A 14,593-nucleotide genomic window follows, 5' to 3' on the forward strand; every position below is an offset into this window, starting at 1 on the left:
ACCAATCCCCCTTACTTATTCATGACAAACCGCACACATGATGAGTATTAGTTTTCCCGCAACAGCCTTTTTTCATCTAAAAAGTTGTCAAACACAATTAGGCATAAATGATACAAGCCCGCATAAGATGGTTGTAAAGAAAATTGGACAAAGACGGAGGCGCTTCTATGGACGCAAATATCAGCGTGATATTACCACTAAGGATTCGGCAGCTATTGTCCCGCATAGACGAACAAACCTTGCAAGGCATTGAGGAAATCCGGGTACGGATTGATCGTCCAATCGAAATTGTCCTTCAACAATCTTCTTACTTTCTAACCGCAGGTGGGGAACTCTCAACAGAGTGGCAACAGGGAGTTAAGGCTACCACCGAAGACGGAGAGAAGATTCTAAATCTGATTAGTCGCCACTCCTTATACGCTATAGAAGAGGAATTGCGTCGCGGATATATTACCATCCCGGGTGGACATCGCGTAGGGATTGTGGGACGTGCCCTCGTTGAAGCGGGACGCATACGTCGGTTGAGAGATATACGTTCATTCAACATACGTGTAGCCAAAGAGATCCAAGGGATAGGTGAGAAAGTGCTTCCTTATCTCATACAACACAGGCAATTTCTTAATACATTGATTATCTCTCCGCCTCGGTGTGGCAAAACAACGCTCATTAGGGATATATCAAGGATTCTCAGTCAAGGTTTACACGCGCTCCGGCTTCCAGGCCACAAAATTGGGTTGGTAGATGAACGTTCAGAGATTGCCAGTGCAGTAGAGGGCGTGCCTCAAAATGATTTAGGTCCAAGAGTAGATGTCCTCGATGCGTGTCCCAAGGCAGAGGGGATGATGCTGCTCATACGCTCTATGAGTCCAGACATCATCGTTACAGATGAGATAGGCTCAGCTGAAGATACGATGGCTATCATGGAGGCTTTATACGCAGGTGTGCAGTTACTAACAACGGCTCATGGTGCGAGTATGTCCGATCTGGAAAAAAGGCCTAATGTAAGCCCTCTCTTTGAGCAACGCGCCTTTCAAAGATATATCATATTGAGCAATAGAAACGGTGTGGGCACCATTGAAGGCATCTATGATCAGAATCAACAACCTGTATTCACTCATACGGAGGGAAGTGCTTATGCTTAAACTGATTGGGGCAGGCCTCGTGTTGTTATCCAGTACGTTATGCGGTTTTCAACTGGCCAAGCGTTTGAGTGATCGCACCTTGCTCTTGAGAGAGATACAGATGGCCTTACAATTATTGGAGACTGAAATATGTTACGGTTCCACCCCTTTACAGGTCGCTTTCCAGAAAGTCAGTGTGATGGACCTGGGTCTTATATCCAAGATGTTTGGTCGGTGTGGACAGTATTTCGATGAACTAGATGGGGCCACAACATATGAATGCTGGGAAAAAACGATGCACACATATACACCGAAATTAGCGCTAAAGAAAGCAGAACTAGAGTGGTTACAGCACTTTGGACAAATCATAGGGAACTCAGACCGGGATGATCAACGGAAACATTTGCAGCTCATGATGGCACAGTTTAAGAAATCAGAGACAGAAGCCAGAGATGATGAACTGAAGTATGAAAAAATGTACAAAACCTTAGGCTTTTTAGCCGGTGCACTGATAGTGATACTGATGCTGTAAAAGGGGTGGATAAATTGAACTACGATGTCAATACCATATTTCAAGTAGCGGGCATAGGTATTGTTGTGGCCATGGTCAATACCATATTAAAGCAAGCAGGTAAAGACGACTGGGCTCAGTGGGTAACGTTGATAGGATTTATTGTCGTACTCTATATGGTGGCCAGCTGGATTCATGATCTTTTTCAAAAAATCAAATCCGTTTTCCTCTTCCAGTAGGAGGGAGCTCCGAATGGAAATTATTCAAATCGTGGGGCTTGGTTTAATCTCTACAGTCCTCATTTTACTTTTGAAAGAGCAGAAGCCACTGTTTGCTTTTATGCTTGCAACGTTCACCGGCATTTTTATCTTTGTCTTTCTGATTGGCAAAATATCTGAAGTCATTCAGGTCATCGAGCGTCTAGCCACTGAGGGTGGTATCAATTTGATCTATCTTAAGACCATATTAAAGATCATTGGCATAGCCTACATTGCTGAATTTGGAGCCCAAATTACGCGAGATGCTGGACAAGGTGCGATCGCATCCAAAATTGAACTCGCCGGTAAGGTTCTAATCATGGTCATGGCCATCCCTATCATTACAGTCATTATAGAAACGGTCATGAATCTTATCCCTATTTAATATCCTAACCTGATCCTAGCTCACCGTTAAAGGAGACGAGCGGCCATGAAACCGAAAACTAAGATTGTCCTGGTATTGTCCTTTCTCATCATTATATTGACTCTCGCCGTTAACCCTGTTCTCGTCTCTGCAGAAGAGAGGGATGAACAACAGTCGGAAGAGGATGACGCTCTGCAGACCAACATCGTTCAGAATCAATTAAATGAATTAGGAACTAATGAGGTTGAGTCCTTCTGGAAGCAAGTCCAAGAAGAGTACCAAGGTTACTTACCCGAGAACCAACCAATGAAGATGAGTGACTTTTTTCAATTAGAAGGGTCGTTCTTCTCAATTTCACTAGTTAAGGGGTTTATCAAATTTGTTTTTCATGAGCTGTGGCTCAATGGCAAGCTTCTAGCTACGATTATTATTTTGACAGTTTTTAGTATGATCTTAGAACACATCCAGTCTGCATTCGAGAAGAATAGTGTCAGTAGAGTGGCCTATGCCATCACATATCTCGTCATTATTATCCTAGCGATGAACAGCTTTGCTATCGCGATCGATTATGCCAAGGAAGCGATTTCAACAATGGTGAACTTCATGATGGCCTTAATTCCGTTAGTGTTAGCGTTGATGGCTTCAGTAGGCAATATCACGTCAGTTGCCCTGTTTCACCCCTTGATCATATTTTTAGTGAACACGAGCGGTATCTTAATTTATAGCATCGTTTTTCCGTTATTATTTTTTTCATCTATTTTAGGTATTGTCAGTACTTTTACAGAGCAGTACAAAGTGTCTCGTTTATCCAATCTGCTGCGTAATATCGGGATAGGTTGTCTTGGCTTATTTTTGACCGTATTTCTCGGCGTGGTTTCAGTGCAGGGGGCCACAAGTGCCGTTGTCGACGGCGTCACGATTAAGACCGCTAAATTCGTCACAGGTAATTTTGTTCCAGTCGTTGGAAGGATGTTCACAGACGCGACCGACACTGTTATAGGGGCTTCGCTTTTGGTTAAAAACACGATCGGGCTGGCGGGCGTTATTATCTTAATCATGCTTTGTGCTTTTCCAGCCTTAAAAATTCTAACCATCGCCATTATCTTTAATATATCTGCTGCACTGCTGCAACCACTCGGTAACTCAAGTGTGATTGAATGCTTAGGGATTATCGGTAAAAATCTACTGTTTGTTTTTGCCGCACTAGCCACCGTGTGTCTCATGTTTTTTTTAGCGATTACAATCATCATCGCGGCTGGAAATCTATCGATCATGGTGCGATAGGAGGACATTGGCATGAGCTTTATCGGGGAATGGATACAGCAGATCGTACTACTCATTCTCATGGCCACATTCCTAGATTTAATACTACCCAATAGTAGCATGAGAAAATATGTCAAGCTCGTAGTCGGCTTCTTGCTCATTCTCATTATCTTATCTCCAGTATTGAAACTGTTTCAATTTGATCATGAACAACTTTTACAGGCTTTAGACGCTTCTACCTCTTCTCATGAGGAACCGATGTCGGCCAGTGTTCGTGCACATGAAGAAAAGATAGAAGAGATGCAACAATCCTATGTCCTAGAGGAGGCGAGTCGAACGTGGCGGGATCACATCACTCAAAAAATAGAGCAAACATGGCCTGTCAGTGTAGCAGGTATTGAGATCGCACTTGAGGTTCGAGGGGAAGACATCGAACTGGAAGGTCTGAAGTTGACTTTAGCCCAAGCTGTAAAGCAAACGAACACTAGCCAAGAGGGAGCCCAAGCAGAATATAAGGGACAGGAGGACGAGGATGACATTTCTGACGATGCTGTGACTATAGAACCAGTTGAACCGGTCAATGTCAACATCAATGAGAATTTGAACGGCGGAATTGAATCTGAAGCTTGGACAAAAGAACAAAAAAATTTGCAAAAAGAGGTTCTAAAATTTGTACAAGATGAATGGAATATTTCTGTAGACAAGATTAATATCGCATGGCAAAGAGGAGGTGACTCGTGAATGATAAGAAAAATATGGCAGTGGATGAAACCTATCTTTTTCGAGGAGAAGCAAGAACAGGAATCTCGTTCAGAAGAAAACAAACTCACCATCACGCAGTGGATTTTGTTAGTAGGATGTATCGGATTGGGAGCGATGATGCTGCACCATTATTTTAACGACCAAAGACAGGTCCAACCTGTCACGTCTTCCTCTCAAGAAAACTTAACGCATGAAGCAGACGAAACTGAAGATACAGAAGAAGTCTTCGGTCCTTCACGAAGTAGCCCAGAGACCATGCGAGAGTATGAAAGGTTTTATGAGAATAAGCTGAAAGATACCCTGACAACGATCAGAGGTGTTGGGGATGTGACCGTTTTCGTTAATCTAGATTCAACAGAGCAAATCGTCGTAGAGAAGAATGTGAGAACACAACATTCACAAACCAATGAACAAGACAGAGAAGGGGGGAGTCGTAGTATTGTTGACGATACAACAGATGAGCAAGTGGTCATTATACGCAAGAATGATGGGGATGAACCAGTGATTATCATGAAGAAAAAACCCAAAGTAAGAGGTGTGATGGTCGTGGCTTCTGGTGCTGAAAATGCACAGGTCAAAGCCTGGATCCTTGAGGCGGTTCAACGCACGTTGGATGTACCTTTACACCGCATTTCCGTGTTACCTAAAAATTGACATAGATTACTAAGAAAAAAAGGGAGGCTGTCTAAATGGTATTGAAGAAACAAACCGTTTGGCTGTTGACAATGTTATCTTTGATGGTGGTTCTTTCAGCGTACTATCTCTTTAACCACGAACCAACGAATGTGAATGATTATGTCTGGGACGATGAAGAATTAATGGAATCCTACGGAGAGGTTGAAAGTGACATGGATGTCCAATCAGAAGATGAAGAAAATGTAAGTGAAGAAAGTATGGCCAGCGGTATCGAATCCACAAGTGACTATTTTATTACTCAGAGGGTAGAAATCGAAACCGAAAGACAAAAACAGCTAGAAGAATATAGAGAGGCCCTATCATCTTCGGAAGCCAACGCCCAAACCCTCGCAGAAACAAGATCTAGTATGGAACGAATAGAGGAGCTATCTGAGGCAGAATTGACCATTGAGAGTCTCCTCAAAGCAGAGGGCTATGAAGAAGCATTAGTTGTTGCCAATGATGATAAAGTTAACGTCGTGGTGCAAGCGGACACACTTGATAGACAGCAAGCGGTGGGAATCATTCGAATGGTCCAAGAGCATCTTGACGTTGGCGGACATCAAGTGAATGTCACTTTCCGCTAAGTTAAACTTCTAAAGAGATGCGACACTTCAGTTAAGACCTTATTTTGGGATCTACTCCTAAAGTAAGGTCTTTATTTTGTGCAACATGTAAGGTAAACTATGATATAATGAGTGTAAATGTTTAAATTAGATATCCTATAGTTTAGGAGTGATAAAGTGTTAAAGATGCATGAAATTCGAGAACTTATTAAATTAGTCGATCAATCATCGATTAATGACTTTGAATACGAATTCGAAGGGCTCAAAGTGATGATAAAGAAAAATGAACAAGGAACCACTGCTGTACATACACCGTCTGAGGCTGTCACTAGACAAGAAGCAGTGTCCACAGAGCCCGAAACGAGAGCACCTGAGGCTCCTGTTGCACCAGAACCTCAAAGGGAAAAGGCTGCACCAGCGCCATCAGACGTCGCTGATGACCAAAATTTACATCAGATTACATCACCGATGGTAGGAACGTTCTACTCTGCCCCGTCTCCAGATGCAGACCCTTACGTTAAGTCTGGTGATAAGGTTCAAGACGCCACGGTCGTTTGTATCGTTGAAGCAATGAAATTAATGAACGAGATAGAAGCGGAAGTCCGTGGTGAGATTGTAGAAGTACTCGTTGAGAATGGACAACTTGTAGAATACGGACAACCTCTATTCTTAGTGAGGCCTGAGTAAAGGGGAGTTACCATGTTTAATAAAATCTTAGTTGCCAACCGCGGAGAGATTGCGGTACGCATTATACGTGCATGTAAGGAGCTCGGTATTGAAACAGTCGCCGTTTACTCTGAAGCGGATAAGGATTCACTCCACGTGAGGTTAGCAGATGAAGCGTATTGCATCGGTCCAACCCCGTCAAAAGAGAGCTACCTTAACTTTACCAATCTCATGAGTGTAGCGACTTTAACGGAGACTGATGCTGTCCACCCAGGCTACGGGTTTTTATCGGAAAACGCTGATTTTGCTGAGCTTTGTGCCGCTTGTAATATTACTTTTATTGGGCCAAGCCCAGAAGCCATTAGCAAAATGGGAGCCAAAGCCGTGGCGCGTGAGACCATGGAGGAAGCTGGGGTTCCGATCGTGCCAGGTTCAGATGGCATTGTTGAAAGCGAGGATGAAGCCCTTCAAGTGGCAGAAAAGATTGGCTATCCTGTCATTATTAAAGCCACAGCAGGTGGCGGAGGAAAAGGCATACGGGTAGCGCGGACGAAAGAAGATCTCATCAAGGGTATGAATATCACACAGCAGGAAGCGGCTACGGCTTTCGGTAATCCTGGTGTGTATATTGAGAAATTTATAGAAGATTTCCGACACGTAGAAATTCAAGTCATGGCTGACAAACATGGCAACGCAGTGCACCTTGGTGAACGCGATTGCTCCATCCAACGTCGTCTACAGAAACTGATAGAGGAGGCGCCATCGCCAGCCCTATCGGAGGAGAAACGTCAACAAATGGGGGGCGACGCCGTTGCTGCTGCCAAAGCGGTGGATTACGCTGGGGCAGGGACCATTGAGTTTATCTACGACAAGGACGGTCATTACTACTTCATGGAGATGAACACGCGTATTCAGGTTGAACATCCCGTGACTGAGCAGGTGACAGGTATTGACTTAATCAAGGAACAAATATCCGTTGCCGCCGGAAATCCTTTGTCTTTTTCTCAAGAAGATGTACAATTAGACGGGTGGTCTATCGAATGTCGTATTAACGCAGAAAATCCAGACAAGAATTTTATGCCATCACCGGGGCAAATTGATATGTACCTTCCGCCAGGGGGCGTGGGTGTACGTGTCGATAGCGGGGCTTATCCAGGCTACTTCATTTCTCCTCATTATGATTCCATGATTGCCAAGCTCATCGTTTGGGGGAAAGATCGAGGAGAGGCCATCAGACGGATGAAGCGTGCTTTAGACGAGTTTGCAGTGGATGGTATTGACACCACGATTGATTTTCATAAACGTGTCATGAGTCACGAAGCCTTTCAGAGCGGCGATTTTAACACTAAGTTTCTTGAGACTTATGATTTAACTGAGAAAAAGAAATGATAAGAAGAGTAAGGTAAGTTTACGGAGGTGTATTAGAATGGAAACATCATTCCCACATTTTCATCAAGCGTCTGAATTAGGCAAGGTCGAAATAGCCCCAGACGTCCTTGAAGTGATCGCTGGCTTAGCTGCATCGGAAATTGATGGTGTGGCCTACATGAGCGGTGGTTTTGTTGGCGGAATTGCAGAGAGACTAGGTCGTAAAAACCTCTCTAGAGGGGTAAAGGTCGAACTAGGTGAGAACCATTCAGTGATTGAAGTTTCTATCATCGTTGACTATGGTGTGCGAATTCCTGAGGTAGCAACAGCTGTACAGGAAAACGTTAAATCCACGGTACAGAACATGACAGGGTTAGACGTCGTTGAAGTTAATGTACATGTGATCAGTGTTCACGTAAAGCAGGGTGGAGAAGAAACTAAATGAAACGAAGACTAGCGAGAGAACGCATCATACAAGCCTTGTACCAAATGGACATGGTCAAGGCTTCTTGGCAACAAGCGCTATCCAATGTGCTCGATGAAGAACCTTCTGATACGTATCTTGAGGAGGTATTAGCAGGGGTCTCAGAGCAAATGGACAGCTTAGATCAAAAGATTACACCGCATTTGAAAAACTGGTCGTTAGAGCGACTCGCCATCACGGACCGCGCCATTTTACGTTTAGGTGTGTACGAAATTTTCCACCGTGATGATGTTCCCAATGAAGTGGCGATTAATGAAGCGGTAGAGTTGGCCAAGTCTTTTGGTACGGACGACTCCGCAAAATTCATTAACGGTCTGTTATCAAATGTGAGCTCATCCTGAAAACAATTTTAGGAGTAATGTCATGGCCATATTAGGAATAGACACCAGTAATTACCGTACGTCCATCTGTATCCTTAACGATGACTTTAAGGCGGTCGAAGAGTCTCACCCTCTTTTACCTGTTCCTAAAGGTGAAAGAGGTCTGCAACAATCGACAGCAGTATTTGAACATCTCAAATCGTGGCAAAACATTTTACGTGACCTCAAAGGACGTTATGATATTAAAGCGATCGGGGTCAGTGTAAAACCTCGACCAGTCGATGACTCCTATATGCCAGTATTTAAAGTGGGCGAAGTCTTAGCACAGACTTTGGCTCACTTTCTTTCTGTTCCGTACATCACGACAAGTCACCAGGAAGGGCATATAGCTGCAGGTGAGTACTCTGCACTAGAAAGACCCCATCAGGATACTTTCATCGCCGTTCACTTATCTGGTGGGACGAGTGAAGTGTTACACGTTTACCGTCACAGTATGGGGTACGATATTGTCAAATTAGGCGGGACACTCGATTTGCATGCGGGACAATTCGTCGACCGCATCGGCGTGGCTTTAGGCTTACAGTTTCCCTCGGGGCCACACCTTGAACATTTAGCAGCCTCTGTTACTGAACATGAGGACATCCCTATTATCCCTTCATTCGTTCAAGGGGTTGATTTTAGTTTTTCTGGTCCAACCACGGCTGGGATGCGGCACATTGATAATAGAGATTACAGTTCTCCCGCTATCGCGCGTGCAGTAGAGCGTAACATATCCAAAACACTTGAAAAATCAGTACGCGCAGCCGTAGAGCAAACACGTGTAAAAGAAATCCTTCTCGTGGGGGGCGTTGCGGCCAATCAATATATTCTATCACAATTAAAAAAGCGATTAGAACATCCTGTCAATGGGGCAAAGGTTTACACGGCAGATCCCCGTTATGCGACAGATAACGCTTTTGGTGTGGCTTGTTTAGCGAATAAGCGTATAAAAGATGAACAATAAATAGTATTTATTACATAAATGTTCGGTATTTACTTCTCTTGTGAATCACGGTAGACTGTTGATAAAGGAAATAGAAGCACAGGATTGAACGACGAAGTGTGATGACGAGGAGGAATAACTTTGACAGCAACAATTATAAGTGGAAAAGAACTAGCCCAGACATTTCATGAGGATATAGCGCAGGAAGTACAGAGATTGAGGAAAAATAATGTGCAGCCAGGTTTGGCCGTTATACTGGTTGGAGAACATCCTGCATCCGTATCCTACGTGAAGGCCAAGATAAAAGATTGTGAAAAAGTAGGGATCCATTCAACAGCGATACGCTTAGGAGAGAGAACGACAGAAAGTGAACTACTTGCTCACATCGATAAGCTTAATCATGATCCACAAATACACGGTATTCTCGTGCAACTTCCTCTACCGGACCACATCTCGGAGGAGAAAGTGATAAATGCCATCGTTCCAGAGAAAGACGTGGATGGTTTTCATCCGGTTAATGTCGGCAATATGGTGATTGGCGATGAATGTTTTCTGCCTTGTACCCCGCACGGAATTGTAAAAATGATTAAATCAACAGGCACAGATTTGCAAGGGAAACATGTGGTCGTAGTCGGCCGCAGTAATATCGTGGGCAAACCCGTATCGTTATTAATGTTGCAAGAACATGCAACGGTCACCATTTGTCACTCTCGGACACAAAAGCTAACTGACATCACTAAGCAAGCGGATGTGTTGATTGTAGCGGTGGGCAGAGAAGAGTTTGTAGGAAAAGAACACGTGGCACCCGGCACGATTGTAATTGATGTCGGTGTCAATCGTAATCATGAAGGCCGTTTAGTTGGGGACGTACGTTTTGACGAGTTAAAAGAAATCGCAAGCTTCATCACACCTGTACCAGGGGGCGTAGGTCCAATGACAAGAACAATGCTTTTATATAACACGTTAGAGTCTGCCAAAAGACACCAAGCTGTCACACACACAGGTTAATCGGTTAACAACTTAGGTTGTATCATCAGGGTGATTACCAGTCTTGTTACCTATAATTCAGCGTGGTGATTTGTAGCACTTCTACAAAGGAGTGATAAATTGGATCAGCAACATATCTTAACCGTTCGTGAGTTAACCCATCAAGTCAAACATCTCATTGAACGTGAATCGTCCTTAAGGAATGTGTGGGTCAGAGCGGAAATATCTAATTTTACCCACCATAGTCGAGGCCATATGTACTTTACATTAAAAGACGAATATTCCAGAGTCAGAACGGTTATGTTTGCAGGGCATAACCGTTATTTGAAATTCATGCCTCAAAACGGGATGAAAGTGCTTGTCCGTGGCGAAGTGAATGTCTACGAACGTGACGGACAATACCAATTGTTGGCCAAAGAGATGCAACCAGATGGTATCGGTGCTTTGTACCAAGCATACGAACAGTTAAAGCAAAAATTAGAACAACGGGGTTGGTTTGACGAAAATAAGAAGAAACCTATCCCCAAGTTTCCTAAACGAATCGGTGTGATTACTTCAAAAACGGGGGCAGCCATCCGAGATATCTTAATCACAATCACACGTCGTTTTCCTATCGCTGAGATTGTGATATTTCCAGTTAACGTCCAAGGAGAGTATGCGCCAAAGTCCATAGCGGATGCCATTGGACGAGCCCAAACAACGGGCCAACTCGATGTTCTGATCGTTGGTAGAGGCGGTGGGTCAATTGAAGAGTTATGGGCTTTTAATGAGGAAATCGTGGCCACTGCCATCCATCATTCTCACGTTCCAGTCATTTCAGCCGTAGGACATGAAACGGATTTTACGATCGCTGATTTTGTAGCGGACCTCAGAGCCCCTACACCCACCGCTGCTGCAGAGCTAGCGGTCCCAGTTTTGACAGAATTAAGAGAAAAGGTACAACAAGCGCGTACAAGCCTGAAAAGATCGTTAATGCTTTCTCTAGAGCAAAAGCGCCAACGACTTGAGGCGATTGGCAACCGTTACGCCTTTCGTTACCCACAGCGTCTCATACAGGAGAAAGAACAAGAACTTGATCATAAGATCATGCGATTAGAACAGGCGATACGCCAACAGCAATTGAGTAAACAACTTCAATTACAACACTCAAAACGAGCTTTAATACAGATGAATCCTCAAGCGCAATTAAAGCAAGCGGCAAGGGATCATATTAGATTGAGACAGCAGTTGGAGAAAGAGATGGAACGACACCTTATTAGAAAACGGGAGCAACTCAACTGGCAACTGTCTAAACTTGAGGCGTACAGCCCGCTTAAGATTATGACAAAAGGGTACTCCTTAATATATAATCAGAGTAAGGAAACGTTGTATCGATCAGTCAAAGACATTGAGGAGGGACAGAAGGTTAAGGTCCGCATGCAAGATGGCGAACTCGATTGTCAGGTTCGTGATAAAAAGGAGGTTAGCCAACATGAGTGAACAAGACGCAGTCAATACGAACAACGTTAACGTTGATGATAGCGAAAACAGTCAAAGCAATGTAGGGCAGACGGAAAAATCGTTTGAGGAAGAGATGGCACAATTAGAACACATTGTCCAACAGCTAGAAACGGGAGAAGTCCCTTTAGAAAAAGCAATCGAACTTTTCCAGGAAGGGATGTCCCTATCTAAAAACTGTCATCAAAAGCTAGAAAAAGTTGAAAAGCAAGTTCACGTCTTGCTAGAAGAGGATGGACAGTTAACAAAGCGTGAACTTAAGCTAGAGGAGGACCGATAGGTGGCGGCTTCGTTGCAGGTGTTTATGAAGGAACAGCAGCAAATGCTAGATGAGGCGCTAAAAGAAAGTGTAGAGCGGATTCAGGCGCCTGCAGACCTCGTCGATAGTATGAAGTATTCCCTTTTAGCAGGGGGCAAGCGCATACGCCCTATTTTTCTCTTGGCCACTCTTAGTGTGTTAGGTGTAGATCTCAATAAGGGAAAAGAGGCCGCTTGTGCGGTTGAAATGATTCATACATATTCTTTAATTCATGATGACCTGCCCGCTATGGACGATGATGACTATCGACGTGGTCAGCTAACGAACCACAAAGTCTATGGTGAAGGGATGGCTATTCTAGCTGGAGATGGGTTGCTGACCCATGCTTTTCACGTTTTGACCAATCCGAGTCACGATGTGAAACCCCACATTATCGTAGATATGGTGAATGAATTATCACGGTACGCTGGGCCAGCAGGAATGGTGGGTGGACAAGTCGCTGATATCCAAGGAGAAGAGAAGTCGCTTACGCCTGAAGAACTAAGATATATACACGAGCATAAAACGGCTGATTTAATCGTATGTGCCGTTCGACTCGGTGCAATACTGGCCGAGACCTCGCAGGAAAAAAGAGATGATTTGACGCAATTTGCTCGCCACATTGGTCTAGCCTTTCAAATTCAAGATGATATTCTAGATGAAGTAGGGGATGAAAAAAAACTGGGTAAACAGGTAGGGAGCGACAGGGAGAATAAGAAGACGACATACGTCTCCTTATATGGCCTAGAACAGGCAAGGGCATTTGTTGCCTCACATATTAAACAAGCACAGGACTTACTCACACGTATTGAACCACAATCGGACATACTGTTTGAATTATCAGAGTTTATGGTCGCTCGTGAGTCTTAGATCATCTGTCCCGTCGTGTTAACACCATCTAAGCCCAGGCGCGCGGCAGCCCACTAGCTCTGCCATCACCCTTCCATATCTATACATTGAGAAGAGCCTAGCTGTATGCTATAATATGAGTACATACTCATTGCTATATGCATGCCCGTTTTAGCATGTATATATGTTTTATATCATAGGGATTGTTATATCCTAAGTATTGGGTGGTGCAGTATTCTAGTCAGCCCACTTATTCCGAAGACGGGCCTAAAAATCCGTTGAAGGGCACATCGATGAAGTTCCTGGTGTAGGCTTCTAACGCCCAGTTGGGGGTCTATGCTGGGAGTTAAGGTTGTAGGGCGATCCACAAAGGCATGTGGGCGTTGACCCTGCTTCCGCGGAGGCCCAAGATTGTGCTTGCGTGTCCGCGCGCATTCAGGTACGACTTGGGGTATGAACCTGTAAGGTGGGAACTAAGACTTCCTGCTTGCAGCGTAGCCTGCCTTGAGTGGTCCGGAGGGGATAATAGGATAAGGATAACGATACTATCTGGCCAATAGTCTGTTATTCTTCTATTTGAAATCCGTCCTGCAAAAGAGGCTAAGGATAAGTTAAGGGTTGTTGAGGAAAACTCCTAGACTGTTCTCCACGACATTTTATGGGGATTATAGTACGGGCTAAGTGGCAATCTAGTCCAACGACTGGTGACAGCGTTGAGGCAGACTTAAAGGGAAACCGCCTGATCGGCAACGTTTGGGTGTCTACCTGGGAAAACCTACTAGACCTAAGCCGTAATTTTTACCTATAAAGTGACCACCCAATGCACTTACACATATAGCTTTACACATTTTGTAGGACGCATACATGATATTTGAAAAGCACAAACACAAATAGTTCTCATAACGTGATAAGTACAAATAGTCCTCTTAAGTTTATATAAGTCATACGTTTAAATATGATGTTCGGTCATGTAAACATGCAATGCAATCGGAGGCCACCTTGATCAAATGAAATTCTCAATAAAGCATACCATTCGCTGGAGCAGTGCAATTGCCGTTATCACACTCGTGTTAGCGGCAATTTTCTCAATATTATCTTCCTTTATTCTGTCGGGCGTGACAGTTGCCACTGGCATGTTAGTCGTTTTTATCATCGTATGGATCGGTGTCGTTTTCGATACGATCGGACTAGCAGCTGCAGCAGCAGACGAGATTCCCTTCCACTCGATGGCCTCAGAAAAGGTGATTGGGGCCAAACAAGCCATCTCTATATGTCGTAATGCAGATCGCTTTTCTAGTTTTTGTAACGATGTGATTGGCGACATTAGTGGCATTGTCAGTGGAACAGCTAGCACCATCGTTGTCCTTGAATTAGTGGCCGAACTAGGATATGCACAGCATGCCACACTGCAAACTTTCGTCGCTGTTTTATTTACGAGTGTGGTCGCTGCGATGACCGTTGGTGGTAAGGCGTTCGGTAAGACCGTTGCGATCAATTATTCAACCCATATTATTCTCTTTGTGGGGAAGGTTTTCTACCACTTGGACCAGAAATTTCATATAAAAATTTTCAATGGTAAACCTAAGAAAAATAAGAAGAAAAATCACGATAAATGAAAGCGTA

Annotated in this window: 19 protein-coding genes; all 19 read left to right on the top strand. The window is 44.0% G+C overall.

The features are described 5' to 3' along the window. Positions 1-167: 167 nt before the first annotated feature. Entirely contained in the window at positions 168-1,142 is a 975-nt protein-coding gene (gene spoIIIAA, locus JKM87_RS00530; protein WP_202076679.1) for a stage III sporulation protein AA, read from the top strand. Next, positions 1,135-1,653 (top strand): stage III sporulation protein SpoIIIAB, encoded by a 519-nt coding sequence (gene spoIIIAB, locus JKM87_RS00535; RefSeq protein WP_202076680.1) that lies wholly within the window; start codon positions 1,135-1,137, stop codon positions 1,651-1,653. The genes spoIIIAA and spoIIIAB overlap by 8 nt, the downstream gene beginning before the upstream one ends. A 14-nt stretch (positions 1,654-1,667) precedes the next feature. Further along, complete coding sequence (gene spoIIIAC, locus JKM87_RS00540; RefSeq protein ID WP_202076687.1) at positions 1,668-1,871, top strand: stage III sporulation protein AC; 204 nt, start codon at positions 1,668-1,670, stop codon at positions 1,869-1,871. A 13-nt stretch (positions 1,872-1,884) separates the two neighbouring features. Continuing rightward, entirely contained in the window at positions 1,885-2,274 is a 390-nt protein-coding gene (gene spoIIIAD, locus JKM87_RS00545) for a stage III sporulation protein AD (RefSeq protein ID WP_202076694.1), read from the top strand. Between the two features lie 45 nt (positions 2,275-2,319). After that, a complete protein-coding gene (gene spoIIIAE, locus JKM87_RS00550; protein WP_202076696.1) occupies positions 2,320-3,537 on the top strand; it encodes a stage III sporulation protein AE in 1,218 nt (405 codons plus the stop codon). A gap of 12 nt (positions 3,538-3,549) precedes the next feature. Further along, positions 3,550-4,257 carry a stage III sporulation protein AF gene (gene spoIIIAF, locus JKM87_RS00555; RefSeq protein WP_202076698.1) on the top strand — a complete coding sequence of 236 codons (708 nt, stop codon included), beginning with the start codon at positions 3,550-3,552 and terminating at the stop codon, positions 4,255-4,257. Further along, entirely contained in the window at positions 4,258-4,932 is a 675-nt protein-coding gene (spoIIIAG, locus tag JKM87_RS00560) for a stage III sporulation protein AG (protein ID WP_202076703.1), read from the top strand. A gap of 35 nt (positions 4,933-4,967) precedes the next feature. Next, entirely contained in the window at positions 4,968-5,540 is a 573-nt protein-coding gene (locus JKM87_RS00565; protein WP_202076705.1) for a SpoIIIAH-like family protein, read from the top strand. Between the two features lie 156 nt (positions 5,541-5,696). Beyond that, positions 5,697-6,206 carry an acetyl-CoA carboxylase biotin carboxyl carrier protein gene (accB, locus tag JKM87_RS00570; RefSeq protein WP_202076707.1) on the top strand — a complete coding sequence of 170 codons (510 nt, stop codon included), beginning with the start codon at positions 5,697-5,699 and terminating at the stop codon, positions 6,204-6,206. Between the two features lie 12 nt (positions 6,207-6,218). After that, positions 6,219-7,574 (top strand): acetyl-CoA carboxylase biotin carboxylase subunit, encoded by a 1,356-nt coding sequence (accC, locus tag JKM87_RS00575; RefSeq protein ID WP_202076709.1) that lies wholly within the window; start codon positions 6,219-6,221, stop codon positions 7,572-7,574. A 37-nt stretch (positions 7,575-7,611) separates the two neighbouring features. Next, complete coding sequence (locus JKM87_RS00580) at positions 7,612-7,998, top strand: Asp23/Gls24 family envelope stress response protein (protein WP_202076712.1); 387 nt, start codon at positions 7,612-7,614, stop codon at positions 7,996-7,998. Beyond that, complete coding sequence (gene nusB / locus JKM87_RS00585; protein WP_202076714.1) at positions 7,995-8,378, top strand: transcription antitermination factor NusB; 384 nt, start codon at positions 7,995-7,997, stop codon at positions 8,376-8,378. Before JKM87_RS00580 ends, nusB begins: the two co-directional genes overlap by 4 nt. 22 nt (positions 8,379-8,400) lie before the next feature. Beyond that, entirely contained in the window at positions 8,401-9,360 is a 960-nt protein-coding gene (locus tag JKM87_RS00590) for a Kae1-like domain-containing protein (protein ID WP_202076716.1), read from the top strand. A gap of 120 nt (positions 9,361-9,480) precedes the next feature. Next, positions 9,481-10,347: a bifunctional methylenetetrahydrofolate dehydrogenase/methenyltetrahydrofolate cyclohydrolase FolD gene (folD, locus tag JKM87_RS00595; RefSeq protein WP_202076718.1), complete on the top strand. Its 867-nt coding sequence runs from the start codon at positions 9,481-9,483 to the stop codon at positions 10,345-10,347. 99 nt (positions 10,348-10,446) lie between these two features. Continuing rightward, complete coding sequence (gene xseA / locus JKM87_RS00600; protein WP_202076720.1) at positions 10,447-11,805, top strand: exodeoxyribonuclease VII large subunit; 1,359 nt, start codon at positions 10,447-10,449, stop codon at positions 11,803-11,805. After that, entirely contained in the window at positions 11,798-12,103 is a 306-nt protein-coding gene (gene xseB, locus JKM87_RS00605; protein ID WP_202076722.1) for an exodeoxyribonuclease VII small subunit, read from the top strand. The genes xseA and xseB overlap by 8 nt, the downstream gene beginning before the upstream one ends. Further along, positions 12,104-12,991 (top strand): polyprenyl synthetase family protein, encoded by an 888-nt coding sequence (locus tag JKM87_RS00610; protein ID WP_336885105.1) that lies wholly within the window; start codon positions 12,104-12,106, stop codon positions 12,989-12,991. A 637-nt stretch (positions 12,992-13,628) separates the two neighbouring features. Then, positions 13,629-13,778, top strand: a complete 150-nt coding sequence (locus JKM87_RS00615; protein ID WP_202076724.1) for a hypothetical protein — start codon at positions 13,629-13,631, stop codon at positions 13,776-13,778. Between the two features lie 199 nt (positions 13,779-13,977). Then, entirely contained in the window at positions 13,978-14,586 is a 609-nt protein-coding gene (locus tag JKM87_RS00620; protein WP_202076725.1) for a hypothetical protein, read from the top strand. Positions 14,587-14,593: the final 7 nt, after the last annotated feature.

This window comes from Caldalkalibacillus salinus, from assembly GCF_016745835.1.
GTDB classification, from domain to species: domain Bacteria; phylum Bacillota; class Bacilli; order Caldalkalibacillales; family JCM-10596; genus Caldalkalibacillus_A; species Caldalkalibacillus_A salinus.